Consider the following 25,556-nt stretch of genomic DNA (forward strand, 5'->3'; position numbering starts at 1 on the left):
TTTGCGCAGATTTTTCATACAAATACACGCTAATGTGTTCATTTTATTGAAGAAGAAAAACTATAATCCAAGCAAATCATTAGTTTGAACACTAATGATTGTTTTATTTAAAAGGATGTATACCTAAGAAACGAAAAAGAGAAGTTTGACGACATTGGCCTGAGCTTAAAGGGTAATACTTTCGATACAGAACCTGTCGAACGAACATTACTTGGCCTAGGTGCCCTACTCTTCTTGCCAAATTAAGTTTCTTGAGAGCGCTTAGGTATATCAGAAAAAGGAAGTACATATGTCTGACTCAAATTGGCTCAGCGAATTCCCGGAAATGGATGCCTCTGATCTCAGGGCGATTCGCAAAACACTCGACGGCGCCTACAGAGATTTCTCTCGCGAGTATGGTGAACTCATTGAGTCTCTGTTTGATCCACTCCTTGCGTTTCTTGTCTGGTTTGAAAAACTTCTGATTTCTACACCTTGGTTCATTATTTTAGGTGTCTGCACCACTCTCGTTTATGCCGCCAGCCGCTCTTGGAAACTGGCCGCTGCATGTTTTGGTTCGCTGATTCTGATTGGCTATTTTGGAATGTGGGAAGACACTATGCGTACGCTCAGTATCATCACTGTATGTACTATGCTTGCCATCGCACTTGGTATCCCTATAGGCATCGCTATGGCGCGCTCTAATCGCATTCAGTCGGTGGTAACACCATTACTCGACGTCATGCAAACCATGCCGGCATTTGTGTATCTCATTCCAGTTGTGATGTTATTGGGCATCGGGAAAATTCCTGGCCTTATCGCAGTAGTGATCTACGCGATTCCACCGGTTATTCGTTTAACCAATTTGGGCATTCGTCTAGTTGATAAAGAAGTATTGGAAGCCGCAACCGCATTTGGTGCCAGCACTCGGCAACGGCTTTTTGGGGTTCAGCTTCCGCTTGCAATGCCAACCATCATGGCGGGAATTAACCAAACGATCATGATGGCACTGTCAATGGTGGTCATCGCATCAATGATTGGGGTAAAAGGTTTAGGTCAGCCTGTTCTAAAGTCTATTACCAATCAATATTTCACTCTTGGTCTTCTCAATGGTTTAGCAATTGTCGCCCTAGCAATCCTTTTTGATCGTGCTTCACAAGCGTATGCGAAACGCACTCAAGCTCATTTAGGAGACTCAAAACATGACTAGTCCACTTATCGAAATCAGCGGTCTGTATAAAATCTTCGGCCCCAAGCCCAATAGCGTGATTGAGCGCGTTAAGTTGGGACATAGTAAAGAGCAGGTTTTAACGGAAACGGGCCACACGGTCGGACTAAAAGACATCAACCTGCAAATTCAAAAGGGTGAAATTTTTGTCATTATGGGATTATCCGGTTCTGGAAAATCCACCATGATTCGCCACTTCAACCGATTAATCGATCCAACCATGGGGCAGATTTTGGTAGAAGGGGTGGATGTCATGCAACTTTCGAACAAAGAGCTTGAACAGTTTCGCCGTCACAAGATGTCTATGGTGTTCCAGCGCTTTGGTTTGCTGCCTCATCGCACTGTTATCGACAACATCGCATATGGTTTGGAAGTTCAGGGAATGAATAAAGAGGCGCGCTTAGAAAAAGCAAATGAATGGTTAGAAACCGTTGGACTGACGGGTTATAAGCACCAGTATCCTGCTCAACTATCGGGTGGACAGCAACAGCGTGTGGGCCTTGCACGGGCACTGGCTACCGACGCCGAAATACTGTTGATGGACGAGGCTTTTTCAGCATTGGACCCTCTGATTCGGAGCGAAATGCAAGATCAGCTGGTAGAGCTGCAACAGAAGCTGCACAAAACCATTATTTTCATTACTCATGATTTAGATGAAGCGCTTCGACTTGGCGATCGCATCGCGATTCTTAAAGACGGTGAACTTGTCCAACAAGGTTCACCAGACGAAATTTTACTGCATCCTGCCGATGAGTACGTTGAAGCCTTTGTAAAAGACGTCAATAGAGCGCGAGCACTGACAGTCGAAACGCTGATGCAGCCACCTTCGTACTGTGTTCGCGCTGAAACCATTGAAGATGCGCTGAGTGAAATGAAACGTGTTAAACGTGATTATGCCTACCATGAGACCAATGCAGGCTATCAAGGCGTGATAACACAGCAAGGATTGCTAAACGCAGCGAAGTTAACTCACCGATCAGATTGGCGTGATGATATCTATGAAGAGGTGCCTATCATCTCTCCACATTTAGCCATTGAGCAAGTGCTGACTGAAGTCATGTCGTGTGAACATTCACTGCCCGTCATCGATGAGCACGGCCATTTGAAAGGCGAATTAAATCGTCAGGTTATTGCGGAGCTGTTTTCTGATCAACGAAGCACAAAACGAGGCACTTCACACTCAAGCTTCAATAACGTTTCTTAGATGATGTTGATAATACAGCTCACAACAATGTGAGCTGTTATCAATTAACTCGCTCACAATCCCCTTTTAGATATTTGTCTGTGGGCTCAAGCTTGATACCCAAAGCAACATTTACATTGTTCTGATTTTCCTGACAATTTCATGCTCATATCCGGTTTTATTGACATAGTTAGATCATTCTATTGCTTTTTGATGACGCAAATCCTCGATAAATGTCTACTATTACTCTCATACAAAATCTTGATTAAAAGAGGGATAAAATGAAAAAGACAATGTTGGCACTAACAGGCGCGGTAATCATTCTTGCAGGCTGTCAAGATGAGAAACCTGCCGAAACAAGCGCAGTTGAAGTACCTCAGGCAACGGAAACTGAAGTCACCACCAGTGCAGACGTTACGACTGAGACAATTGACACGTTACCAGTAGAAGAAGAACAGGTAATTACTGAAGAGACATTTGTAGACTCTGAACACAACGCACAAAGTGCTCTGGACTGGAACGGCACCTACAAAGGAACACTACCTTGCGCGGATTGTGCTGGTATCGATATGACCATCACACTAAATCAAGATGGCACTTACGTACTTGAAGAAAGCTACCAAGACAAAGAAGACGGTCAATCAAAATCTGAAGGTCAATTCACTTGGGACGCAAATGGCAGCATCGTAACGTTGACAAATGAAGATGCACCAAACCAATACTTTGTTGGTGAAAACGTACTTATGAAGCTAGACATGAATGGCGAAAAAGTAACGGGTGACCTAGCACCACTATACAACTTAACGAAACAGTAAGAAGCTAGTATCAATACCTGATAAATACCCAAAATCCGAGCCACCCCAGCTCGGATTTTTTCGCTGTTTTAACGAAAGCTATTCCAGCAACCTTTCTATTCTGAAGCAACATTCTGCTTCTTACCCTGATTGTTCATTACATTTCCATACGCTTTGCCGATAGATGCTTACAACGTCATTTTGTACAGTGTTCAAAACAAAACAGAACAACTCGGAAAAATGATGAAAAAAACATTAATTGCACTACTTACTCTGACAGCTGCTGGCTCAGCTTTCGCTGGCGATACTTACATTCGTAACGGTAACATCTACAACAACGAAGGCGGTTGGAACGTAGAAGCTGGTGTGGCTCAAGGCAGCGATCTTTTCAAAGATCAAAAGCATAATACAGCACCAATTCTCAACGGTGGTTACCATGGTGACGACTTTAATGCCGACCTAAGTGGCATTAACTACCGCTTCTTCGGTAACACCAATGAGTTAATCAACATGAGTGCCTACCTTGTAGGTAGCGGTGTAATGCGCGACGGTGATACAGCGAAAAGCCTGAAAGGCACAGATAAACGCCGTTTCGCCGTCGATCTAGGTTTAAACGCAGACTTTACACTGGATCAAAACAACGTCATTTCTACATACCTTCAGCACGATATCAGCGGTGCTTACAAAGGTTACTTAGCGGGCGCGACTTACTTCCACATAATGAAATTCGGTAGTGTTGATTTTGTTCCTTTTGCTAACCTAACTTATCAAAGTGAAGACTACGTAGATTACTACTTTGGTGTAAAACAACGCGAAGCAAACGCAAACCGCAAAGCATACAAAGGTGATTCAACGGTAAGCTATGGTGTGGGCTACAAACTTGTTATGCCAATCAACGACAACTGGCAAGTAAGCCAAATGACACAATACACGCGCCTAGGCAGCGGTATCAGCGACTCTTCTATCGTTGATAGTGCAAACCAATGGGTTGTTGGCGCAAGTGTGTCGTACAACTTCTAATCCGACACGCCCTTATAAAGCCATCATTTCGATGGCTTTATGCGTTGGACATTTGCATCATCTTGCACACAGACGTTAGTGTGAATGAGCAATCCATAACCTATGTAAGTCGCTATAGCCTGTATTCTTCACCTGCACACCTCGCACTTGCTGTGTTTTTGTCACTTCTTCGTAGCCAACAAACAAAGGCAAATATAGGTACTGATCGCGCAGCGCTTTCTCTAGGTTTAATAAAGACTGCAGCGAGTGATCATCAGCCATCGCCCTGCGAACCTTTTCTCTGTGGCTTAACATCTGGCTTTGATCAAAACTAAAACGCAGTCCAGTTGCTATCGACAGCCATTCGAAGATGCCATATTCAAATGGTGCTTCCATGACTTCCTCAATGAAGAGCAAATCTGCTTGGTGAGACACTACCTCAGGAAAACTAATGTCATCAATAACGACGATCTCCAACTCCAATCCCGTCGCACGAATCACACTGTGCAACCATTCGGAATGACGAATTAAACTCGGTATCGTCCAGACAGGTTCAGCTAATACCACTTTACCTTTCAGTTTAGGTATCACACCACCATCTGTTATTGATAAATCTTGCTCATGAGTCTCTAACTGAATGCTGTCAACGGCACTTGGCGCATCATAAATTCGCTTTTGCACATGGATGTAATCAGCGAGTTGATACCAAGTCTCTTTTGTGAGTTGGGATTCCGCGCGTTCGCGGTAGATCAGATATGAAAATGCGCTAATTTTTTCCACTTCAACGTGATCGGAGCTTTGGTTAAAGCTCAACATATTTAAGGTTTTAACATCACCATGAGACAGCGTTATTTGATCTAACAATGCGCGTGCTGAAAAATACTCTTTGTGCGCTTCAAGAGTCATACTCTCCTGGTTCCAGCCGCTGATTTTAAATGGCCCAGTCCCTATGTGGTAGGAATAACTAGAACCGAAAGAGACGACATCTCGACACAGAATAGACGCATGAGGAGTTGCTAGCATGTATGGAAACAACTTGTTCGGATACTTCAATATGATTTTTAAGCAGTTAGATGTTTCTGCAACCACGCTATCAATGCATTGCCAGAGCTCGTGAACTGGTCCTTTTATCTCCCTGAGTCTTTCTATACTCCAAACCACATCCTGTATATTAAGGGGCTCGCCATCATGGCGATATATGCCTGGCCGCAACCATAACGTCATTACCTTGCCTTCCATTTTCCATTCGTGTGCTAACGATGGCTCGATACCACCATTGGAATTTTGGGTCAGCAATACGTCATAAACGCTTTTCGCGACGTGTAATTCAGTGTGACGGTAAGTATTCGCAGGGTCGATTTTGGATACCCAAGGGTAAGAAGAAATCAAAATAGCGTTATTTGATTCGTTCAATCGATTCACTTTTTCAGAAGCGATAGTCAGTGCTCTAACCGCGGTTTGACCGAACCAATCAATAAGTTTCGTTATTGAGTTCATTCTTCCTCTGCCAAGCTCCTCAACCAAAAACTCGGTCATCGCTTGTTGGAGGGAAATATTAATACTGAGACGGCTAGCGTTACTTCGGCCAATCGCAGGTTGCCAATCGACCCAATCGTAAGTGGCAAGCTTTTTCATCACAATAGAAACATTGCGCCTCGACGTGCAAATCACCGCTTCTAGCTCAGAAAGCGTAACAAGGTGATACTGGTGAGGTTCAAAGTGCTTTAACAGTAGATCCAGATACCTAAGATTGACATCGTTCACAAAGATTCCTAAGAGTTATTCCAAAGCAAAAAAATAGCACAGGACGCTTAGCAACTAAACTTCCTGTGCTATATCTAAACAAATTCAAAGCTTGGACTCAGCTCGACCAACAGAAGTCAAAAACGTTTACTAAGCCAAGAGGTAACTTGAATAAGTATTCTTAGAAACGGTAGCTCATACCTACAGAGAATACATTGATGTCTGCATCAACCGTTACTTTTTCATTGCCAAATTTCGCAATGTCTAGCTCAGGCATCATGTATTCCCATTCAACTTGTAGAGCAAAGTTTTCAGTAATAGCGAACTCTGCACCTAAACCGTACATGCCTGTTACAGTGCTGTCAGAAATGGTGGTATGGCCTGCGCTACCGTCAATCACAGAGTTGCTAATTTTGAATTCAGCATTGAAGTAAGAAAGACCAGCTTTAGCAAAAAGGTTGAAACGATCGCCAATCGGTAGAGTCGCTTTTGGCTGAATCGATAGATACTTCATATCACCAACAGTAACAACTTTGCCGTCTAAAGCATCGTAGCCACCAATGGCTGCTTCTAGAGAAATGTATTCGTTGAATTTGTAACCACCGAATACTTTGCCTGAAAGGCTTGAGTCATCTTCAAGTTTAAGTTTAGTGCTAGCGTTAGTACCACCACCATTGATAGAGCCATTAACATCACCAAACGATGCTTGACCTACAGATGCACCAACGTAAGGAGCTGCGTTTGCAACAGAACATGTTGCTAGAAGGGCTGTCATTAGCCATGTTTTTTTAAACATTGTATTTCACTGCCTGTTAATTATTGAGGTTGTGTTTTGCCCATCCTTAAGCATGCCATGCTGTCCATTTCACTTGGTTTCAAAACCAAGTGGATGTTAATGAATAAAAACTCAATAAAACATGAAATATTTAGACACAACTTTGCCACTTTCTTTCTTAATTTTGACAATTTAGTCATTTCACAAGCATTGCTGCTTCAACCAGTTAGTGAGCTTGATGATTTCCGCTTGCTTGGCTCGACTCTTTTTATGAATAAAATAAAAGCTGTCTCCGGTTTCCAATCCATGAGAAGGGATATACACCAAATCGTGCGCTTTATCTCTTTCATTGAGCATAAAATCATTCGCAAATGCGATGCCTTGGTCATAACGCGCCGCCTCTATTGCCAACAACATATGACTAAAATGTTGAACATCGACATCTTTCGGCAAGGTGTAACCGCCCGCTCTGCACCACTCAGCCCAGTCTTTTCCTCTCTCACGATAAATTGAGTCTGTCGACAAAATAGGGTATCGCCAAAGCGCTTCTGGAATCGGTTGATCTTGCAACTCTTTCCAAATTTTATGGCTGCAGACCGGATACAGCGTCTCCGCGTATAACTTTACCGACATGTAGTTTCGCTTTGGCTTTTCTACCGTGATAAAACAATCGCCAACGCTGTCTGTCTGTTCAGGATCACCAACGACCATATTGAGTGTCAGATCGATTTCTGGATGTAAGCGCTTAAAATCAGACAAACGCGGAATAAGCCACTTTACGGCAAGCGAGCTATAAATCGCCAACCGTATGCTGCCTTTGTCCCCTTCTCGCACCTTTTGGCTGGCCATCGCAATTGAGCTAATTGCTGGGCTAATATCCTCTAAATAGCGGGTGCCCGTATCGGACAAAGAGAGCTTTCTGCCTTGACGGATAAATAATGATTCACCCAAATAATCTTCTAATAATCGTATCTGGTGGCTAACGGCACTTTGCGTCACATTGAGTTCTTCAGCAGCAAGCGAAAAGCTAGAGTTTCTGGCAACAGATTCAAAACAGTGAACCGCTCTGAGTGGTGGCAATTTCATTATCTAAAAATCTCATACTTAAACTAATAAATATCACTTCACTTCATCCTATGACATCACCTACTCTTTGGCAAAGAAAGAGGAGAGGAAAAGTGAAAGTTACATCGGTCGGAGCAGCGATGCTGCTATTAATTGTTGGAAATCTCATTGCGGTGCTTTCGGACTCTTTAATTAAAAGTGTCGGAAATGAAGTGCCTATTTTTCAATTTGTCTTTTTCCGACAAATTTCAGCGGTGCTTTTCCTGCTGCCAGTCTACTTGCTAACAAAAAATGCGCCTTTTCTTGAAGGGTTTAAGTGGCATGCTGTTCGCGCTCACGTATGGTTACTTGGTGCAATATTCATGGTTTTGGCGATCTCATCTTTACCGCTCGCAACTGCGAACGCGATCTTTTACGCCGCGCCATTGATCATGTTGCCGCTTGCAGCAATCTTTTTTGGAGAACAGTTGTCTAAGCAATCGGTCGCCGCAGCGATAATGGGCTTTGCCGGTGTATTGGTCATCATTCGTCCAGACCAAATCGATTGGGCAGCGATTTCAGCTTTAGTTGTTGCAATTACTCTAGCAATCAATAACTTGCTCATTCGAAAACTGCCAAAAAATCAGTCTGTGATGCAAACGTTATTGATGACAAACTTGGCAGGTATTCCAGTAGCCTTCTTGCTTGTTCTGATCGAAGCAGAACCTTGGGACTGGAGTGCTTTCCCTGTTGCTGCTGGCTCAAGTTTGTTCATCATGATTTATGCAGCAACATGTGTCATCGCTTACCGCTCGATCGATAGCAACAAAATTGCCAGCGCTGAATACAGTGGCTTAATTGGTGCCGTGTTTGTGGGATTGATTTGGTTTGGAGAAGTGCCTGATATATTTATGGCAATAGGAACCATTATGATTGTTGTGCCTCTGGTTTGGCTTTCTAAACGAGAGCGTCGCAAGAAAAAGTTGCAAGAGCAACAAGAAGCGCACGTTACTTAAAGTTGTGCTCTAACCCAAAGACTAAAAAACCGAGCCGTAAGTGCTCGGTTTTTTTATGTGGCTCTAATCGGTTTTTACGTAAGCGACTACGTGAGATAAAAACTGCCTTGCAAAGCGATCATTAAACCGGATGCGATATTCATGATCGGCTTCCGACACTAGACGCCAGCCTTCAGCAAAGTATTCTTTGATATCATCAACCGCCTCTTCTTTATTTTTGATGTGTTTCGCGTTCCACTGATAAGTGCAAGAGACAACGATCAGCCCACCCACCTTGGTGGTTTTTTTTAGAGCATTGATCACGCTAAGTGGCGACTCACATTGATCAATCACATTTAAACATACGACTAAATCAAAGCGAGATTGGAGAGTATCAAGCTCAAAAGGCTGGTTAATTAGCGTCAAATCAACATGAGCACATTTCTGTACGATATCTCTATTCTCTACCTCTAAAGTGTTTAAGGTGTTCACATCGTGAAGGTAAGTAAGCTCGACGCGTTGTTCTTCTATTAATAGTTGCTTCAAGCCATCCATTAACCTATTTGAAGGCTCCACAAGCGTCGCTTCTCTAAGGTTAGGTAAGCGTTGCACTAACTCATAATAATTTCTTCCCAGCGCCGCCCCAACCTCAAGTAGGGAATACGGCTGAACGCTGCTTTCGATTACCGCCTGCGCAATAAAATCAGCAACTTGGGAGCAGTGAGGTGATGACAAAAAAGAAAGTGGGACTTGTTTTGAGCGACTGGTTATCATCTCAATCTGTTGATCCTCAATGAACTTGTCGAACCATTGCGCTTCGAAATAACCAGCCAAACCGTGCTCGGTCAGGTAAAAATCTTCCATGTTTTTTCCGTTCGTACTTTTAGAAAAGTGATTGTATCGAACACGGAAATTAACGGGTATTTCTGGCCGCACATTCCAATAGGAAAACAGATGAAAACGCCGCGTATGTGAAAAAGCCCTTTCATCTCAAAGATAAAAGGGCTTGTTAATCGCTTCGGTTAAGTCGCTAACTATTGTGGTAGAACAACGTTACCATCTTGAATTGGGAACGTTTTTGTCGCTGGCTTGCTCGCCAAACGAACCGTCGTTGGTGCACCTGAAACTTCGTAAGTGACGTCGTAACCCACTACTTTATCAGATGTCGTATATTCTGTATGACACTGTTTTTTCGTCGTTGTTACTACATCACCTTTTTGCACATTCTCCTGGATCTTACGACCTGTCAGTGCACCAGCAATCGTACCAGCTGCAGTTGCAATCACTTTACCTGAGCCACCACCGATTTGGTTGCCCAGCGCTGCTCCAGCTGCTGCGCCACCAACCGTACCAATAATTTTATTGTCATCCGCAGGGGCAACTTGCTCGGTTACTACCACGTCTTTACATACTTGGTGCGGCTTTTTCACCGTTTCAGTCACCGCTTCAACCAAAGTAATGTTTGCTTGAGTTGGAGCTGGTGGCGTTTTGTCTTTACAGCCTGCTAGTACAGCAACAACTGCCGTTGCAATTGCGATAGATTTCATATTCATGATTTACATCCCAGTATGGTTTGCTTTGATGAGCGTTATGGTAAATCGCAAAAGGGAAATCACATCAGACGAAAACAAACCCTCTGTTATTAACAAGTAAAGAAACACTGTTTTATAAGAGGTACGTCAAGAAACACTCAGCAGAATGTCAACAGAGCTAAAACTGTATCACTACTGATTATGATTGGGCTGGACTAGTCTATGAGATTTATTTTTAAGCCAAGCTCAAAAATAGTTCGTCATCCGTTAAATACTTATGACGGTGGCTTAGATTACGCACGTGCATAAACATAAAATCAGGGAAACCAGGCGCTATAATGTTATTTGGTTCCCAGCATACACCGCCAACAAACACATATCGCCCCTGCTTGTCATCTTCGTGAAGGGGGTTATTAAGAGGAGAAGAAAACTCTGCTCGGCAACCTTCAACCACACAAACAATTTGTCCTTTAAAAAGGCCAATCACGCGCTTTACAAGATTTGCCTTGATACCACACTTCCATGCTTGGCGAGTGGCCATCTCATAGCCATATTTTCGGATCGCTTTCTTTTGCAAATGTACTACTAGGTTCATTTTGACTCCTGATTCAAGCAACTACGTGAAGCCCAAAGTCATAAAAGCAGATAGACGTCTATACCCGAGTGAGCTCATGGTACGTGGGAATAAACTACGTGATTAGACTGAGTTTAGTGTCGGATGAGATACACCGTCCACGATGCTGTAACGTATCGATTTACACCAATCAAAGGCAGATAACACATCAACTTTTGAGTGCTTTCCTGCGCTGTGTCTGGTTACTTCTGTATATTACTATAACGAAATCACCCTCCACGTTTACCTATATAAATTTGTCGTAACGATAGAGGGTGCTTATCATGGAGAGAGGATAACGCCTACGCGTCGATGAGATAATTTTGACCTTCAGTTTCTAAACGATCGATCATTTTACGACACTCATTTAAATCAAGAGGTTGTTCAAAGCGGCGCTTGAGATTCATCAAAAAGAAGATATCTTCACACATGGCTTTCTCAGGTTCGTCACTGATTTTGGCGACCGGTGAACCATTGCACGTGACCATTTTTATCACGATAGAAAGTGGCTGGTAGGCTTCACCATCTTTATTGACATAATCACCCATATCATTGGCAAGAAAAGTACCGATACCAAAACTCACCTGAATACGTCCTTGGAAATACTCGCAAATATCTAACGCTTGTTCGAAGTTAAGTCCGTCGGTAAACACCAGTGTTTTTGTTAATGGGTCTATATTCAGCGACTGGTAGTGTGCAATCATTTTTTCACCCCAGCTATAAGGGCAACCACTATCGTGACGTACACCGAAGTACGCGTTACTTAGTTCTTCATCAAAGTCTTTAAGGAAAGCATCGATACCAATCGTATCGGTTAACGCAATACCTAGTGCACCATTAAACATTTTTTGCCAACGTTGCAACGCCACTTTTTGCGAATCTCGCACATTCACCAGAGCTTGGTGTCCCATAAACCATTCATGAGCAACCGTGCCGATAGGCGTCAAGTTTAGCTCTTTTGCTAAGTGATAGTTGCTTGTTCCTGTCAAACATTCCGGCACTTCCTGGCACAAATATTCCAGCATAGTGCGCTGAGCTTGAAAGGAAAAACGTCGACGCGTCGACATGTCAGAAAATTTAAAGTTAGTAATGTTACGACGTTTTAGTTCCGACTTTAGGTGTCGAACTTTCTCTTCTAAAACAGTGGTAAATTGCGCAACAGGGATATCTGACCAACGCTGACGGCTACGAACTTCAGACACGATACTCATGATGATCGTTTCGTACAAGATGGTATCTCGCCACAAACCGTTAATGGTAATTCTTAACTGGCTTGAGCCATCAGCCATGGCTTTATTATGGAAAGAGACATCACTTTGTGGGTTGAAACGGAAATGGCGCAGTGCATCAACAAAGTCAGGATTCAGGTAAGGCGCGACACGCTTAATATATTCAATTTCTTCTTGCGTAAATTGAATATCTTGCAGTTTAAGGACTTCGGCTTTTACCTCAGGCAAAAGCTCAGAGAGGTCTTCCTCACTGCGCACGATAAACTTATATGACACCATCGCATCAGGGTAAAGCGCTGTTACAGCGCTCATCATATTGACTTTGTAGACATCGAAATCCAAAGCGCTTTGAATGATGCGGGAAGAAAATAGTTTGGTGGTCATTAGGTGCCCTTCTACATGCCCTTCCTGGGTATATAACTTTTTGTTACTAACTGATTTGCGTAAACAATAAACACCCATCTATAGTTTGTCAACTTTTGTTACTAACCACTCATTTTTATAAGGTTTTTTTGTCTAGAATTCGAGCAAGCATTGTGAATAAGTCAGAGTCATCCGTAAATTTATGCTCAAACCGTATTACGAACACTACCAAAAACGTTTCTAACAACTCGTTACTTACCCATTGATTGACCACTTGTTATGCGCTAGATTATTTACAAATCAATATTAGGACCCAACCATGATCGTATCTGTCGACATTATTCCATTCAGGCTATCTGGCTGTGCCGATAAGGGATTGGAAGTGTTGTTGATTAAACGTTCAAATCCAAATCGGCCATACCATGGAGTCTGGGCACTACCGGGCGGATTTGTCTTTGATAAAGACTTAACCAGTGAAGGCGGACGCCCGGCCGATGAAAACTTTGAAGCGGCGCGTCGCCGAATTTGCCGTGAGAAAATCCATACCTACCCTCGCCATTTTAGCGAAGCGTTTATCGACGGTGATCCAAAACGCGATCCAGAAGACTGGAGCTTAAACATTACGCACTACGCCTTAGTTGATCGTAACAATGTAGAGCAAATAAATAATGCAGGTGTACCGGAATGCCAACTTAAATGGTTTTCGCTACAGGCTATTCTCAATGGAGAAGAGACTCTCGCATTTGATCATCAAAAAACCATTGAAAAAGCGTGGCAAAAGCTTCGTGCATCCATTGAATACACATCGGTTCTTTTGTTTGCATTAGACAAAGAGTTTTTGGTTGCGGACATCATTTCTGCTTATCAAGAGTTTGGTATTGATATCAGCCGAATGACGATTAAGCGCCGCTTGATAGATTCAGGCGTACTAAAACCCACTAATAAAGTCGCTTCAACCAACAAAGGCAAAGGTGGAAAACCCGCAATGGTATATACGCTGACTAGCGACGAAGTAACCTTTTTTCAAAACTGTTTGCGTGGATAAACGCAGACAATCAGACAGACAAGGAGTCTGCCATGACTGTTCGAGTAAACTATCAAACTACAGCAGTGATCGACGTTGATCCAGAGAAAGGCTTTAGTGAGTTATGTCCAGATGAACTGCCCGTTGCAGGTGCGTTGGAAATCGTACCGGAACTTTTGAACAATCATGCCAAAGGCCGATTAAAACTGGTCAGTCGTGACTTACACCCACCAAAAGCAAAGTGGGATGCAGAATCGCCATCCAATATGCTTGAGCCCGTTGGTTTACCGAATGTGGATATAAAGTGGAACCGTCACTGTGTGCTTGGCACAACAGGTTCTGAGCTGCTAGATGGCTTACCACCCGTGTTGGACTATGATTTTCAAGTTAATAAAGGTATGGATCCTGACGCACACCCTTACGGTATTTTTTTCCATGATATTGCCGACACCAAAACGACAGGCGCGCATGAATTTCTAAAGTTCAACGGGATTGATACCTTAGTTATCGGTGGCCTTGCCTTAGACTTTTGCGTGAAAAAATCCGTCATGCAAGCGCTGGAACTTGGCTACAATGTGGTAGTTAATCTTGCTTCAACTCGTGCGGTGCTGCCTGATAATGTAGAGAATGTGCTGACAGAGCTCAGAGATAATGGCGCATTATTTGTCGAAAAAGCGGACGACATCATCGTAGAAAAGTTCGCTTAGAAACGATAGTAACCGAGAAGGATTTCACCATGCATCAACATGAAAAATTGAATTACGTTGAATTTGGTTCCACTAATGTCAGTGCGACCAAACAATTTTTTGAGCGTGCTTTTGACTGGAGCTTTACCGATTATGGTCCAGAATATTCTGCATTTTCAGGACAAGGGTTGGATGGCGGATTCTTCAAATCTGAGTTTATAAACCAAACCGCAAATGGTGGCGCACTTTTAGTATTTTATAGCTCAGACATTCAGGCCACTCAGACAAAAGTAGAGCAGCATGGTGGAAAAATTATCCGCCCTATTTTCGAATTCCCCGGCGGCTGTCGATTCCACTTCACTGAACCGAGTGGAAATGAATTCGCAGTATGGTCAGAGAGCCATTAAGTCATCACAAATCAACAACACACCATCAACGTGAGCCCAAGCTAGCCAGATCCGGAACTGGCATTACATTTCTGGTTGACCTCATCCTTGGTTTAATTCACTGTTAGCGCAACAATTAATCGATGAGGCGCTAGACCTCGACCAAGGATGTCAAATGACTGCCGTCAGTTTTTTTCGCTTACTCTGCCTCGCTGCTATTTGGGGTGGCTCGTTTCTGTTTATGCGAGTCGCCGCCAACACATTCGGGCCAGCTTACTTAATCGAATTTCGAGTTACATTTGCCGCCGTCGCTTTGTTATTGATCGCCGTATATTTGAAGAAGAAACTCACGTTAACTGCGCATACTAAACACTTCTTTATTATTGGCTTATTCAATAGCGCAGTTCCATTTTTACTCTTTGCGTACGCAGCCCAGACCCTGAATGCATCAACTTTAGCAATATTGAACTCAACCGCCCCAATATGGGGAGCACTAGTTGGCTTTGTTTGGTACCGCAGCCCACTCACAGCGAAATCTGTTCTCGGTATGCTAATAGGCATTGGAGGCGTTGCAGTCTTGGTCGGCTTAGATACTTCAACCATAGGTGAAGAAGCCATGCTCCCTATTGCCGCCAGTTTGATGGCTTCTTTCAGCTATGGCATTGCTACCAACTACACTAAAAATGCGCCACAAGTACCTGCTTTTGACAATGCTCACGGCAGCATGTGGGCGGCGGTTATTTGGGTACTGCCGCTGCTACCATTCTTACCAATGCGTGCAGAACCAAGTCATTTCGAATGGAGCTCTGTTGTCACGCTCGGCGTTGTATGCACAGGGTTCGCTTATTTGCTCTATTTCCGCTTAGTTTCTGATATCGGCCCAGCGTCAGCACTGACTGTCACTTTTCTTGTTCCTGTTTTTGGTATCTTATGGGGCTACTTGGTGCTAGATGAGCCCGTCGGCTCTAACACCATCATTGGAACAATTCTAGTGCTTAGCGGCACTATGCTAGTCACCGGTTTCTCCCCAACAGCAATGCTCGCGAAGCGAAAACGAAGCGTGGCTTAATCAGCCTAATATGACTTCCACACCTCGCTTTTTGATTTGTTCAAGGTCACTTTTCGGAGCGGCTTTGTCAGTCAGCAGCACTGATATTTCGTCAGTCTTACCAATTGATGAGGGATAAATCTGCCCAAATTTACTAGAATCCGTTAGAACAATATTGCGCCTTTTTTTCGCAATGATGGTTTCTGCAATCTCAGCGCGCATCATGTCGCGGCTAGTAAAGCCAGTGTCTTGATGGAAGCCGTCAATACCCAAAAAGGCTGTGCTGAAATGAATGTTCTCAATACACAACTTAGTCAGCGGTCCGACCAAACTCTCGCCTTGGTGCTGATATACGCCACCAAGCAAGATAATGTTGGCAGAAGTGTTACGGATGAGATGGGCGATATACGCCGATGGCGTAATAATGGTCACATCGCCGCGCTCAGCCAATGTCCGAGCCAACAACGCATTGGCACTGCCTCCTTCAATCAGCACTGTCTCATTCGATGCGACCAAATCCGCAGCTTGGTTTGCGAGCGATTGTTTAATATCGAAACGTACTTCTAGGCGGGCATCAATGTCATCACTTTGCAACGCGGTAGCTGCGCCGTGAACGCGCTTTAGGTAGCCCTGTTGCTCCAGAAAGTTCAAATCCTGTCTGATGGTCACACCCGACACGCCAATGATGTCAGAAAGCTCCGTGACTTGAACGCGTTTACGGTCGTTCACTAATTGCAGGATTTCATTTTGTCTTGGGTTCACAGATTCGCTCCTTATTGAAGAGCTTACAGTATACTCACCTGATGTTTCATATGAAAAGAACTTGAAAGTAAAAAGGAAAAAACGCGTGGTCTGATTAGCCAAGCTGCACCTTGCGAATATCGCTCCCATCAACAGATAATAGGGCAACGAAAATGGGATGGAAGAAGAGGGGTTAGATCCCTACATACCAACAACGGTAAAGACTAGGATAAAAGTAATGGAAGAAATTTACTTCGCAGGCGGTTGCCTTTGGGGCGTGCAAGAATTTATGCGCCACCTTCCGGGCGTAATCAACACAGAAGCCGGGCGAGCAAATGGCACAACGGATAACACTCAATCCGAATACGATGGCTACGCAGAGTGCGTGAAAACCCAGTTCGACCCTGAGCAAGTTTCGGTTGAAACTTTAATGGGGTATTTGTTTGAGATAATCGACCCTTACAGCGTTAACAAGCAAGGTGAAGACGTAGGTGAGAAGTACCGTACTGGTGTTTATAGCCAAAACGAACAGCATCTCACCATCGCGAAAGCGTTTATCGCAGCACGACGGGACGCCGACAAGATCGCCGTAGAAGTACTGCCACTCACAAATTATGTACCAAGTGATGATGAGCACCAAGACAGACTCACAAACTTTCCGAATGATTACTGCCACATCCCATTAGATTTACTACATAAGTATAGGGATAACTCGTAACCGTTCAGTCGGCATCGCTTTAAAAGGTAAGACGCACATCAGTTTAAATCGATGCCTTCCACTAATGACAATGTCATTTCTGCCGCCGATATTTCCTTACAACCCGACGAGTTTTGTCCGCACCACAACGGAGTGAATTCATCTCGGTTTTGCTTTTCCATAAGCGCTCTTAGTTGAGCCATTTCAATGGAGGCGTATGGGAATTTCGGCGCAAACTCACTGATGTAGCCTAGCTCCGACATCGCGCGATTCACAATGCCTCTCGCTGGTCGGCCCGAGAAAACATTGGTCACAGCGGTATGTTGCGCGCGTTCACTGGCAATGGCATATCGATGTAAAGACGATGTTTTCGCCTCATCACACAACAAATAGGCGCTGCCAACTTGAACGGCACTCGCTCCTAATCTCAACGCGGCTTCCACCCCTCTTCTATCAGCGATTCCGCCTGCAGCAATAACGGGCAAATTCACCCGTTTGGCGATTTGTGGTAATAACGCCATCAAACTTAATTGAGTAGTTAAATCATCCGATAAAAACATACCTCGGTGTCCACCAGCCTCCAAGCCTTGGGCGATAATACCGTCAACGCCTTTTGCTTCTAGCCAAAGTGCTTCGTCCACCGTGGTCGCTGACGAAAGGATCTTCCCTCCCCACCCTCTAATTCGAGCTAACAGATCATCGTCTGGCAAACCAAAGTGGAAACTGATCACTGGCGGTGCAAATGGTTCAATCGCGTCAGCAATATCATGATTGAAAGGCATCCTTGTCGGAGCGTTTGGCTGAGCCTGAACGGTTGCATCAACCTCGGAAAAATACGGTTGCAGCGTTTTTTGCCACTTTTCGTGCTTGTTGGCGTCATACTCCGGCATTTCATGGCAAAAGAAATTGAGGTTAAACGGTCGGTTAGTTGCCTGCTTGATAAGTTGAAGTTCTTTTACGATGGCGTCTTTGTTCAGCATTCTACAAGGTAACGAGCCAAGCCCGCCAACATTACTGACGGCGATGGTCATTTGGCTGTCTTGCACACCGGCCATTGGCGCTTGAATAATCGGTAACTCTGTTCCCAAAAGTGTATTAAATACCTTGTTTATCATGATCTTTCCTTGAAAACTTAACCTTTACCTGTGATGGATTTGCGCCATCGTTATCCAGACTAGACTTTCACATGATTAAACACTTATAAAGTTAAAGTGATGCATTTGTGCGCTATGCACTTTTGATAGAAATGACAAAGGGAGCCTATGGCTCCCTTAATATGCTGAATAAAAAGAATCAAAGTGACTATCGTACGACATCTGATTCAAGCTCTAGCTCTGCTACAGACAGCATGGCAAACTCTTCCTCGGCGGTTGCTGCCACCAATTTGTTGCGGCTGTATAACCCATAATAAACACCACCGATAAGAAACAATCCCATTGTCATAAAAAAGGCTGAGTGATCAAAAGCATAAACACCTGTCATTGCGACCAAAGAAAGCACCAGAGAAATACTCGAAGTAATTATCCCACCAGGCGTTTTATATGGACGAGTTAATTCCGGCTGTTTAATTCGCAATAAAATATGGCTCAAGGACATTAATGCGTACGATACAGTCGCACCGACAACAGCCATCGCCAAGATTAAGTCCCCCTCACCCGTAAGTGAAACCAAGAACCCAAAAACGCCCGGAACCAAAAGCGCACGAGAAGGCACTTTTTTGTCACTGGTTAATGACAAAGTTTGCGGTAAATAACCCGCGCGGGAAAGCGCAAACACCAAGCGACTGTAACCATAAATGATTGAAAAGAAAGAAGCGATAAGGCCAGCCAATCCAAGTAAGTTCACGGCCATTGCTACCGTTGAGTTGCCCGTAAGCTTTAGGGCGTCAACTAATGGCACCGCGCTATCGCCTATGACCTTTGAGCCAACCGCACCAGCCAAAAGGACGACTACCAGAGTTGCGGTTAGCAATAAAAACAGCATCGCACCAATGATGCCTTTGGGAACATCTTTTGCCGGATTTTTTGCCTCCTCTGCCGCTAAAGGCACACCTTCAACCGCAAGAAACAACCACATTGCAAATGGCAACGCAGCCCATACGCCATACCACCCAAACGGCAAGATTTCTGTTGCCTGAGCCGTCGCCGGAGCAATATCGAATAAGTTATTAACGTCAAAGTGACCAATAAGCACAGCAGCAGTAATGAGAATAGCTAGCACAGCCAAACCGCTGATGACCATCATTACTTTGAGAGCTTCGCCAACCCCTGCCATATGAATAGCGATAAAGACGGCGTAGAAAAGTGCGTAAACAACAGGGCCATCGATACCAACCAATTCATTCACGGCTGAGCCAATAAAAATCACTATCGCAGCAGGCGCGAGCGCATATTCAATCAAAACTGATAAGCCAGTGAAAAAGCCACCTGTCGGCCCCATCGCCTGTCTTGCGAAGCTGTAACCACCACCCGCAGCAGGAATAGCCGCAGACATTTCAGCTAAAGACAATACTAGCGTGAAATACATTACTGCCATCGCGATAGCAGCAATAAGAAAGCCTCCCCATCCTGCTTGAGCGATGCCAAAGTTCCAACCGGCGAAATCACCAGATATAACATACGAGACACCTAAGCCCGCAAGTAAAATCCAACCTGCGGTGCCTCTTTTTAGCTGCCTTTTGGCCAAGTACTCCTGATGTTTAGACATAGTAAATCCTTCTACTTTGATGAAATTAAAAAGTTGTCGCTGTGTTTATCTTCAACGCTTGCGCCACTTGGCTCATTGATATCTGAGCGATCTTTCAGGTTCACTCCTGACAGTTGTAATTTTCGAGCCTCCTTGAGCAAGTAAAATGCGCGTTCACAGGCATCGTCATAGTTGAGCCCCTGGGGACGCACATTGGAAATGCAGTTTCTTTGGGAATCTTTAGAGCCTCGTTTAGCCCCCCAAGTGAGATACATACCCATGCTATCCGGAGAAGTTAGACCGGGTCTCTCTCCAATTAAAACCAGCACGGCCTTGGCGTTAAAACATTCACCAACATCATCCCCTACCGCTACTCTTCCTTGCTTTACGATTGTGATAGGTGCGAATTTCCATTGATGTTCATCATCAGCGCTTAAAAGAGAAATCAATCGAGTAACAACAGGCACGGCATGGTTTTGAATTGCGACGGAAGAAAGTCCATCAGCAATAACAATCGCAAGATCAATGTCAGTGTTATGCTCATTTGCTATCAAGTTGAGCGTTTGCCAAGAAGATTCATCGAGTTGCCTTCCTAAATCGGGCCTTTGCAGGTACATAAGCCGATCACTTACTCGGCTGCTCACTACCACTGGAGGCTCTAAGGTATTTTCAAGAATCGAGTAAGAGTCCGACAAACCAGCAACGAGAGACTCAATATTCAAACTGCAATGCACTGCATCCATAGCTTGGGCATGATCCAGCTGAAATGAGAGTAACTCGTTGGTTGGTACACTGTTCCCGCTACGACCCAGAGCGATCCGAGCAGAGGTGAAGTCACGTAACTTGCCCCACGGGTTGTATGTGACAACTTCAGACTCATCTTGTGGGGACTGAGCAATGGTGATTACTTTACCCATGAGAATACCCCTTATTCAGTTGGTTAATTGCTCCCGAAAACGAGCGAGAGATTTGCTCACTTAACCGAACGTCTTGCACGCTCTCGAAAATCTGCATCTCCATTAACCATTGTTCGAACTCTGGTGCTGGCTTCAAACCGAGTACTTTTCTTGCGTAAAGGGCATCGTGAAATGAGGTAGTTTGATAATTGAGCATGATGTCATCAGACCCTGGAATACCCATGATGAACGAGCACTCGGCCACACCTAATAGTGTCAGCAAGTTATCCATGTCATTCTGATCGGCATAGGCATGATTGGTGTAACAGATGTCGCAACCCATGGGTAAACCAAGCAGCTTCCCACAAAAATGATCTTCAAGCCCAGCACGAATGATCTGTTTGCCATCAAACAGATACTCAGGGCCAATAAACCCAACGACAGTATTAACCAACAAAGGATCGAACTGTTTCGCGACAGCATAAGCGCGGGCTTCACAAGTCTGCTGATCGACCCCATGAAATGCATTCGCAGACAGCGCTGTACCTTGTCCGGTTTCAAAATACATCACATTGTTTCCTACGCTACCTCGATTCAAAGACAACGCGGCTTCATGGGCCTCTTTCAAAATCGACAAGTCGATTCCGAAGGTATCATTCGTCCCTTGCGTGCCGCCTATCGACTGAAAAACGAGATCGACTGGTGCACCCATTTCAATGGCTTCGATCGTGTTCGTGACATGAGTTAACACACAAGACTGAGTCGGTATTTGATAGTGTTGAATCACCTCATCCATTAAGTTCATTAACTTAATAGCTTGAGGTACATTATCTGTTGCCGGATTGATACCGATAACCGCATCGCCATTTCCGTACATCAGACCATCAAAAATGGTCGCTGCGATACCGTTGAGAGAATCAGTGGGATGATTCGGCTGTAAGCGAGTAGACAGGCGACTCGGCAAACCTATCGTATTCCGAAAAGACGTGACAACTTGGCATTTTTTAGCAACGAGAATCAAATCCTGGTTGCGCATAATCTTACTGACTGCGGCCACCATTTCTGGTGTTAAACCTTGACGAATTTTAGCCAACGTTTCACCATCGGCTTCTTCACTCAGCAGCCAATTTCGAAAATCTCCGACCGTCAAGTGCTCAATCGGCTTAAAGGCTTCAAGGTCATGCGTATCGATAATTAGGCGAGTGATATCGTCGCTTTCGTATGGAATAACCGCCTCGTTAAGAAACGTTTTAAGTGGTAACTCAGACAGCGCCATTTGTGCGACTACACGTTCTGCCGCTGACTGAGCACAAACCCCGGCTAACGCATCGCCTGAGCGCTCCGGTGTCGCTTTCGCCATCAAGTCAGCTAATGACTTAAAGGTATAGACTTTACTTCCTTGTTGCCGACGATAAGTTACCGTCATTGCTCTTCCTCTTCACTATTTGGTTCGCTTTTTGCTGAACTATCAATAAGCTTTAAGAAAGTATTGCCAAATGTGTTCCGTAGCGTTATCAAAAACTGGCAACATTTATAAACCAATAATAAACAATGAGTTATGTAAATACTGCTCCAACATGACTCACAAAAAAGGAATGAGCATCACAAGGATGAGTAACCAAATGCCCCAAACTGCACCAATGCTGTGCATCCATCACACTAAGGATGCAAACCAACAAGCTGCGAGTCTGATAAACTGGCAACAGGAATATGACCAACTCAGCGATGGTCGATTTTTAGGTCAAATTCGAGAACGACGATTTCCCAATTTCCATGTGTTTCGTGAAGACAGTAACCGCTCGCTAAGACAGCAATGCAGGGTTGAAGAGGGAGGTATTTGGTTGGGTTTGAGTGCGGAAAATAAGCCGCTACACCTAAATCACAGTCAGTTTAATTCAAGCCAGATTTTGCTTAGGCAAGGTGGCGCTGATTTTGAGTTAATGACACCGGAGCAGTTTTCTATCTATGGAATAGTGCTCGACAAAAACTTCGTTCACATCATAGAAAATCAACTTGAGCTTGGGAGTATCCAAAACAACACATTTCACTTAACGGGTTTGACGGAAAAACACATTCAACAACTTAAATACTACTTAGGCACGTTACTTGGTTCCGCCGAGCCAAGATGGTCTGAAACCACACATCAAGCAATCTTAAAAGATATTGTGCTGGAGTTGTTCTCACTCAGTTCACTGCACACGAGCCATCCGATATCAATCTCTCATCGTCAACACGTGATGCACCGTATAAAACAACAGCTACAGGATCTAGACTACCGTACACCGATAACCGTCAGTGAACTGTGTGATGCAGTACACGTCAGTCGTCGCACACTACAGTATACCTTTGAACATTGCTGTAATACTTCCCCAAAGCAGTTCATACATCGAATGCGCTTGAATCAAGTACGTAGAGTGCTACAAAGCCCTGAAGATAATCGAACAATTGCAGAAATCGCTTTTGACTTTGGTTTTTTCCATCTCGGGCAGTTCAGTCAAAGCTACAAGCGGCTATTTGGTGAGACACCAACTGAAACGAGAAAATGGGAGTCCAGCAAATAAGATGACAGGCAGTATATTCTTTCAGATCCTGCGTTGGGGCCATGTTATGCAGTCGCAATGATTTGCTGAAACTTAGCATGAAGCTCTTCAAGTGCCGCTTCAACATCCGGTCCTGCACGGCTCAAGTGCGAGATTAACGTCATAAAATAGCAGTCAAAAATCAGCGTTATTTTTCCCTCAAGGACGGAGCTTCCGTTTACAAATTGAAACAAAGCTTGGTTAAACGACTGATAATAATCCAAATCCCAAATCACCTCTTTCAACAAAGCTCGGCTCAGTTCAACGTTCGCAAAATAGTAGCGATAGTATTTCTCCGTCAGCGCCAAACCAATGTCGATATCGGTTTTACCTTCCACACTGACTAGCGTTTCTTGGCTGATCTGTTGCAGTTGCGCCAGCATCCCTTCGCGCAAAATCGACAGTTTAGTCGGGAAATGGCTAAACACTGTGCCATCGGCTACTCCTGCTTCTCTCGCTATCTGCCTTGTGGTCGTCATGTCATAGCCATTTTGAGCAAAAGATGCCCATGCGGCTTTTAGAATTTTATCTCTGGTTTGTTGTCGCTTCGTCATTGATGTGTCTGCTTAATGAGCCTGAAAGGATCATACCTTGCGTGGTTGAGATTGACAAATTGAGCGCGCTCATTTATAAAATTGAGCATGCTCATTTTATATAAAAACAAAAGGAATCGCTCATGTACGTATTAAACAAACTAGGCCAAGGATTGATTTTCTTCCCGACCATCTTCTGCTTTTCGTATATTTTAAGACCGATATTAATGGTCATCCTTATTCCAGGAGGACTCGCACTTTTGGCGTTAATCGGTGGCGCAGAAGTCAGAGCGGAACTCAAAGCCATGCTGCTTGAGGAGTTTTTTGGCGTTAGCCCATCGCACACCACCTCGAAAAAGGCGTGAGTGCGCTACAAACGTTGGCAAGGCTAAGTAAAAAAGAAAACGCGCAGATATCGAGATCTCAATACCTGCGCGTAGATGCGGTGAAAATAAGACTGGCTTTAGTCAGTATTCATGTTCTGGCCAATTCGCCATAAAACGCCACTAGGGTCAAACAAACAACATTCGCGTATGCCCCAAGGTTGCTCGACTAGCTCTGTCAAACGCGAACCAAATTCTTCATGACCCACTTTGGATAAGTGCTGATGCCAGCTTTCTGCGTCTTCTACGAGCAAGTGCATCATGAAGTTATTACCGTGTTCTGGCTCATAAAAATTCTGTAAAAGAAACGCGCAGCTACCTTGAGAGAAGTATGCTACATCACCGAAGTCCGATGCCATTTCAAAGCCAATCGCCTCATAAAAACGTTTTGATAGCGCGTAATCTTTCGCCGGAACAAATGATTTGATTTCAACAATATTGAGGTTTTCCATTTCCAATTTCCTAAGCCTTTTTCCATAAAACTGACTGACGTAATCTCGCTCTATGCCTTCTATTCGCCTTGCGTAATCTGCTGTGATGACAGTGGCACACACTCTGCCATTTGCGTTTGTAACCACGTGATAAATTTATGTTCGAGTTCTGTACGCTTTTTATCTTGACTCAATAAAACGTAATTGCAACTTGATGGAGAAAACCCAAATGGTGCGACCAAATTACCACGCTTAATATCGTCCATGACAAAAGGATACGATCCCATTGCGACGCCTAAGCCATCCACCGCTGCTTGTATGCAAAAATAAAAATGCGCGAATGATTGCTGAGTGTTGCCGTTGAAAGTTTCACAACGTGTTGATTGCTGCCAATCCGCCCAAGCATTCGGTCTGGTTTGGCTATTCAACAATCGAGCTGCTTTCAAATTGTCTTTAATGGATTGCCAATACTCAGGAGAAAATACCGGCCCCACCCACTCTTCCACAAGAATGGTTTTGTCGTAATCGTGATGCTGCGCAAAATCGTCTCGACGAACCGCCATCGAAAGCCCAGTTGATCCTAATGTTACCGGGCCACCAGCCGTCGACAAACGAACATCAGCACGGTGTTCATCATTAAACGCGGCCAACCTTGGCATCAACCAGCGCATGGTTAATGTCGGTTCACAAGACACTTCAAGATGCTGATGCTTCTCTTGCATAAGCGTATTCACGCCTGTTTCTAGCGTTTGGAATGCCGTTTCTGTGTATGTCTTGAGTAATTCGCCTTCTGCCGTCAACACGACTTTCCTGCCCTCTTTGAAGAACAAAGGTTGAGACAGATATTGCTCAAGTTGCTTGATCTGCTTACTCACGGCTCCGTGGGTAATGTTCAGTTTGTCAGCCGCTTCAGTGTAGCTTGAAGAACTCGCCGCAACGTGGAAGACATAAAAAGATTTCAGGTGACGCATCTGTGAGTTTTTCTCACCA

At 44.3% G+C, this 25,556-nt stretch carries 27 protein-coding genes; 12 read left to right on the forward strand and 15 right to left on the reverse strand.

What is annotated here, in order from left to right; genetic code table 11:
• The first annotated feature begins 289 nt into the window (after window positions 1–289).
• The 4 genes from R8O11_RS05350 (at window position 290) to ompV (ending at window position 4,204) form a co-directional block, all read left to right on the forward strand.
• Complete coding sequence (locus R8O11_RS05350) at window positions 290–1,189, forward strand: ABC transporter permease (protein WP_005373926.1); 900 nt, start codon at window positions 290–292, stop codon at window positions 1,187–1,189.
• Window positions 1,182–2,411 (forward strand): quaternary amine ABC transporter ATP-binding protein, encoded by a 1,230-nt coding sequence (locus R8O11_RS05355; RefSeq protein WP_213907747.1) that lies wholly within the window; start codon window positions 1,182–1,184, stop codon window positions 2,409–2,411. Before R8O11_RS05350 ends, R8O11_RS05355 begins: the two co-directional genes overlap by 8 nt.
• 260 nt (window positions 2,412–2,671) lie before the next feature.
• On the forward strand, window positions 2,672–3,205 hold the full coding sequence (locus R8O11_RS05360; protein WP_005373930.1) for a copper resistance protein NlpE: 534 nt from the start codon (window positions 2,672–2,674) through the stop codon (window positions 3,203–3,205).
• A 222-nt stretch (window positions 3,206–3,427) separates the two neighbouring features.
• A complete protein-coding gene (ompV, locus tag R8O11_RS05365) occupies window positions 3,428–4,204 on the forward strand; it encodes an outer membrane protein OmpV (RefSeq protein WP_017635134.1) in 777 nt (258 codons plus the stop codon).
• A gap of 75 nt (window positions 4,205–4,279) precedes the next feature.
• Here the strand turns inward: ompV and R8O11_RS05370 are convergent, their stop codons facing one another.
• The 3 genes from R8O11_RS05370 to R8O11_RS05380 form a co-directional block, all read right to left on the reverse strand.
• The gene (locus tag R8O11_RS05370) at window positions 4,280–5,947 is read right to left on the reverse strand and encodes an ABC transporter substrate-binding protein (RefSeq protein WP_238843201.1); all 1,668 of its coding nucleotides are present in this window, start codon (window positions 5,945–5,947) and stop codon (window positions 4,280–4,282) included.
• Window positions 5,948–6,107: 160 nt separating this feature from the next.
• The gene (locus R8O11_RS05375; protein WP_005373936.1) at window positions 6,108–6,722 is read right to left on the reverse strand and encodes an outer membrane beta-barrel protein; all 615 of its coding nucleotides are present in this window, start codon (window positions 6,720–6,722) and stop codon (window positions 6,108–6,110) included.
• A 180-nt stretch (window positions 6,723–6,902) separates the two neighbouring features.
• Window positions 6,903–7,787 (reverse strand): LysR family transcriptional regulator, encoded by an 885-nt coding sequence (locus tag R8O11_RS05380; RefSeq protein ID WP_005387224.1) that lies wholly within the window; start codon window positions 7,785–7,787, stop codon window positions 6,903–6,905.
• A 92-nt stretch (window positions 7,788–7,879) separates the two neighbouring features.
• Here R8O11_RS05380 and R8O11_RS05385 point away from each other — a divergent pair, with 92 nt between their 5' ends.
• Complete coding sequence (locus R8O11_RS05385; protein ID WP_005373940.1) at window positions 7,880–8,761, forward strand: DMT family transporter; 882 nt, start codon at window positions 7,880–7,882, stop codon at window positions 8,759–8,761.
• 63 nt (window positions 8,762–8,824) lie between these two features.
• Here R8O11_RS05385 and R8O11_RS05390 read toward each other — a convergent pair whose 3' ends face one another.
• From R8O11_RS05390 to pncB, 4 genes are all read right to left on the reverse strand, one after another.
• Window positions 8,825–9,604: a methyltransferase domain-containing protein gene (locus R8O11_RS05390; RefSeq protein WP_025768005.1), complete on the reverse strand. Its 780-nt coding sequence runs from the start codon at window positions 9,602–9,604 to the stop codon at window positions 8,825–8,827.
• Between the two features lie 170 nt (window positions 9,605–9,774).
• Window positions 9,775–10,293 carry a glycine zipper 2TM domain-containing protein gene (locus R8O11_RS05395; protein WP_005373945.1) on the reverse strand — a complete coding sequence of 173 codons (519 nt, stop codon included), beginning with the start codon at window positions 10,291–10,293 and terminating at the stop codon, window positions 9,775–9,777.
• 214 nt (window positions 10,294–10,507) lie between these two features.
• A complete protein-coding gene (locus R8O11_RS05400; protein WP_005373947.1) occupies window positions 10,508–10,867 on the reverse strand; it encodes a hypothetical protein in 360 nt (119 codons plus the stop codon).
• 320 nt (window positions 10,868–11,187) lie between these two features.
• The gene (gene pncB / locus R8O11_RS05405) at window positions 11,188–12,498 is read right to left on the reverse strand and encodes a nicotinate phosphoribosyltransferase (protein WP_042523435.1); all 1,311 of its coding nucleotides are present in this window, start codon (window positions 12,496–12,498) and stop codon (window positions 11,188–11,190) included.
• Between the two features lie 298 nt (window positions 12,499–12,796).
• On the opposite strand from pncB, the gene R8O11_RS05410 reads away from it, so the two are divergent.
• The 4 genes from R8O11_RS05410 (at window position 12,797) to R8O11_RS05425 (ending at window position 15,642) form a co-directional block, all read left to right on the forward strand.
• On the forward strand, window positions 12,797–13,522 hold the full coding sequence (locus R8O11_RS05410) for an NUDIX domain-containing protein (protein ID WP_005373953.1): 726 nt from the start codon (window positions 12,797–12,799) through the stop codon (window positions 13,520–13,522).
• A gap of 32 nt (window positions 13,523–13,554) precedes the next feature.
• Window positions 13,555–14,208, forward strand: a complete 654-nt coding sequence (locus R8O11_RS05415; RefSeq protein WP_053307171.1) for an isochorismatase family protein — start codon at window positions 13,555–13,557, stop codon at window positions 14,206–14,208.
• Between the two features lie 29 nt (window positions 14,209–14,237).
• The gene (locus R8O11_RS05420) at window positions 14,238–14,594 is read left to right on the forward strand and encodes a VOC family protein (protein WP_042523322.1); all 357 of its coding nucleotides are present in this window, start codon (window positions 14,238–14,240) and stop codon (window positions 14,592–14,594) included.
• A 154-nt stretch (window positions 14,595–14,748) separates the two neighbouring features.
• Window positions 14,749–15,642 (forward strand): DMT family transporter, encoded by an 894-nt coding sequence (locus R8O11_RS05425; RefSeq protein WP_005373960.1) that lies wholly within the window; start codon window positions 14,749–14,751, stop codon window positions 15,640–15,642.
• Here R8O11_RS05425 and R8O11_RS05430 read toward each other — a convergent pair whose 3' ends face one another.
• Complete coding sequence (locus R8O11_RS05430) at window positions 15,643–16,383, reverse strand: DNA-binding transcriptional regulator YciT (protein ID WP_054865466.1); 741 nt, start codon at window positions 16,381–16,383, stop codon at window positions 15,643–15,645.
• 217 nt (window positions 16,384–16,600) lie between these two features.
• Between R8O11_RS05430 and R8O11_RS05435 the strand changes: the two genes are divergently transcribed.
• Window positions 16,601–17,080 carry a peptide-methionine (S)-S-oxide reductase gene (locus tag R8O11_RS05435; RefSeq protein WP_132936985.1) on the forward strand — a complete coding sequence of 160 codons (480 nt, stop codon included), beginning with the start codon at window positions 16,601–16,603 and terminating at the stop codon, window positions 17,078–17,080.
• Between the two features lie 38 nt (window positions 17,081–17,118).
• On the opposite strand, the gene R8O11_RS05440 is transcribed toward R8O11_RS05435, so the two are convergent.
• The 4 genes from R8O11_RS05440 to R8O11_RS05455 form a co-directional block, all read right to left on the reverse strand.
• Window positions 17,119–18,174, reverse strand: coding sequence for a nitronate monooxygenase (locus R8O11_RS05440; RefSeq protein WP_318193973.1), 1,056 nt, complete (start codon window positions 18,172–18,174; stop codon window positions 17,119–17,121).
• Between the two features lie 187 nt (window positions 18,175–18,361).
• Complete coding sequence (eat, locus tag R8O11_RS05445) at window positions 18,362–19,765, reverse strand: ethanolamine permease (RefSeq protein WP_318193974.1); 1,404 nt, start codon at window positions 19,763–19,765, stop codon at window positions 18,362–18,364.
• 11 nt (window positions 19,766–19,776) lie between these two features.
• Window positions 19,777–20,661: an ethanolamine ammonia-lyase subunit EutC gene (eutC, locus tag R8O11_RS05450; RefSeq protein WP_017635123.1), complete on the reverse strand. Its 885-nt coding sequence runs from the start codon at window positions 20,659–20,661 to the stop codon at window positions 19,777–19,779.
• Window positions 20,654–22,066, reverse strand: coding sequence for an ethanolamine ammonia-lyase subunit EutB (locus tag R8O11_RS05455; RefSeq protein ID WP_318193975.1), 1,413 nt, complete (start codon window positions 22,064–22,066; stop codon window positions 20,654–20,656). The genes eutC and R8O11_RS05455 overlap by 8 nt, the downstream gene beginning before the upstream one ends.
• A gap of 184 nt (window positions 22,067–22,250) precedes the next feature.
• Between R8O11_RS05455 and R8O11_RS05460 the strand changes: the two genes are divergently transcribed.
• A complete protein-coding gene (locus R8O11_RS05460; RefSeq protein ID WP_318193976.1) occupies window positions 22,251–23,201 on the forward strand; it encodes a helix-turn-helix domain-containing protein in 951 nt (316 codons plus the stop codon).
• 44 nt (window positions 23,202–23,245) lie between these two features.
• Here the strand turns inward: R8O11_RS05460 and R8O11_RS05465 are convergent, their stop codons facing one another.
• Window positions 23,246–23,773 (reverse strand): helix-turn-helix domain-containing protein, encoded by a 528-nt coding sequence (locus tag R8O11_RS05465; protein WP_318193977.1) that lies wholly within the window; start codon window positions 23,771–23,773, stop codon window positions 23,246–23,248.
• Between the two features lie 122 nt (window positions 23,774–23,895).
• On the opposite strand from R8O11_RS05465, the gene R8O11_RS05470 reads away from it, so the two are divergent.
• A complete protein-coding gene (locus tag R8O11_RS05470; RefSeq protein WP_017635120.1) occupies window positions 23,896–24,117 on the forward strand; it encodes a hypothetical protein in 222 nt (73 codons plus the stop codon).
• A gap of 98 nt (window positions 24,118–24,215) precedes the next feature.
• Here R8O11_RS05470 and R8O11_RS05475 read toward each other — a convergent pair whose 3' ends face one another.
• Together R8O11_RS05475 and R8O11_RS05480 are read right to left on the reverse strand one after the other, a co-directional pair.
• Window positions 24,216–24,587, reverse strand: coding sequence for a VOC family protein (locus R8O11_RS05475; protein ID WP_053304622.1), 372 nt, complete (start codon window positions 24,585–24,587; stop codon window positions 24,216–24,218).
• Between the two features lie 59 nt (window positions 24,588–24,646).
• Window positions 24,647–25,537: a LysR family transcriptional regulator gene (locus tag R8O11_RS05480; RefSeq protein ID WP_054728666.1), complete on the reverse strand. Its 891-nt coding sequence runs from the start codon at window positions 25,535–25,537 to the stop codon at window positions 24,647–24,649.
• Window positions 25,538–25,556: the final 19 nt, after the last annotated feature.

The organism is Vibrio sp. 1288, assembly GCF_033344475.1.

Excerpts from the sequence above, each read along its gene's own strand:
- R8O11_RS05355 (WP_213907747.1), top strand. The coding sequence starts at position 1,182 with ATGACTAGTCCACTTATCGAAATCAGCGGTCTGTATAAAATCTTCGGC.
- R8O11_RS05395 (WP_005373945.1), bottom strand. The coding sequence starts at position 10,293 with ATGAATATGAAATCTATCGCAATTGCAACGGCAGTTGTTGCTGTACTA.
- R8O11_RS05380 (WP_005387224.1), bottom strand. The coding sequence starts at position 7,787 with ATGAAATTGCCACCACTCAGAGCGGTTCACTGTTTTGAATCTGTTGCC.
- R8O11_RS05475 (WP_053304622.1), bottom strand. The coding sequence starts at position 24,587 with ATGGAAAACCTCAATATTGTTGAAATCAAATCATTTGTTCCGGCGAAA.
- R8O11_RS05480 (WP_054728666.1), bottom strand. The coding sequence starts at position 25,537 with ATGCGTCACCTGAAATCTTTTTATGTCTTCCACGTTGCGGCGAGTTCT.
- R8O11_RS05350 (WP_005373926.1), top strand. The coding sequence starts at position 290 with ATGTCTGACTCAAATTGGCTCAGCGAATTCCCGGAAATGGATGCCTCT.
- pncB (WP_042523435.1), bottom strand. The coding sequence starts at position 12,498 with ATGACCACCAAACTATTTTCTTCCCGCATCATTCAAAGCGCTTTGGAT.
- R8O11_RS05410 (WP_005373953.1), top strand. The coding sequence starts at position 12,797 with ATGATCGTATCTGTCGACATTATTCCATTCAGGCTATCTGGCTGTGCC.
- R8O11_RS05420 (WP_042523322.1), top strand. The coding sequence starts at position 14,238 with ATGCATCAACATGAAAAATTGAATTACGTTGAATTTGGTTCCACTAAT.
- R8O11_RS05375 (WP_005373936.1), bottom strand. The coding sequence starts at position 6,722 with ATGTTTAAAAAAACATGGCTAATGACAGCCCTTCTAGCAACATGTTCT.
- eat (WP_318193974.1), bottom strand. The coding sequence starts at position 19,765 with ATGTCTAAACATCAGGAGTACTTGGCCAAAAGGCAGCTAAAAAGAGGC.
- R8O11_RS05460 (WP_318193976.1), top strand. The coding sequence starts at position 22,251 with ATGAGTAACCAAATGCCCCAAACTGCACCAATGCTGTGCATCCATCAC.
- eutC (WP_017635123.1), bottom strand. The coding sequence starts at position 20,661 with ATGGGTAAAGTAATCACCATTGCTCAGTCCCCACAAGATGAGTCTGAA.
- R8O11_RS05360 (WP_005373930.1), top strand. The coding sequence starts at position 2,672 with ATGAAAAAGACAATGTTGGCACTAACAGGCGCGGTAATCATTCTTGCA.
- R8O11_RS05465 (WP_318193977.1), bottom strand. The coding sequence starts at position 23,773 with ATGACGAAGCGACAACAAACCAGAGATAAAATTCTAAAAGCCGCATGG.
- R8O11_RS05455 (WP_318193975.1), bottom strand. The coding sequence starts at position 22,066 with ATGACGGTAACTTATCGTCGGCAACAAGGAAGTAAAGTCTATACCTTT.
- ompV (WP_017635134.1), top strand. The coding sequence starts at position 3,428 with ATGAAAAAAACATTAATTGCACTACTTACTCTGACAGCTGCTGGCTCA.
- R8O11_RS05435 (WP_132936985.1), top strand. The coding sequence starts at position 16,601 with ATGGAAGAAATTTACTTCGCAGGCGGTTGCCTTTGGGGCGTGCAAGAA.
- R8O11_RS05425 (WP_005373960.1), top strand. The coding sequence starts at position 14,749 with ATGACTGCCGTCAGTTTTTTTCGCTTACTCTGCCTCGCTGCTATTTGG.
- R8O11_RS05400 (WP_005373947.1), bottom strand. The coding sequence starts at position 10,867 with ATGAACCTAGTAGTACATTTGCAAAAGAAAGCGATCCGAAAATATGGC.
- R8O11_RS05470 (WP_017635120.1), top strand. The coding sequence starts at position 23,896 with ATGTACGTATTAAACAAACTAGGCCAAGGATTGATTTTCTTCCCGACC.
- R8O11_RS05415 (WP_053307171.1), top strand. The coding sequence starts at position 13,555 with ATGACTGTTCGAGTAAACTATCAAACTACAGCAGTGATCGACGTTGAT.
- R8O11_RS05440 (WP_318193973.1), bottom strand. The coding sequence starts at position 18,174 with ATGATAAACAAGGTATTTAATACACTTTTGGGAACAGAGTTACCGATT.
- R8O11_RS05390 (WP_025768005.1), bottom strand. The coding sequence starts at position 9,604 with ATGGAAGATTTTTACCTGACCGAGCACGGTTTGGCTGGTTATTTCGAA.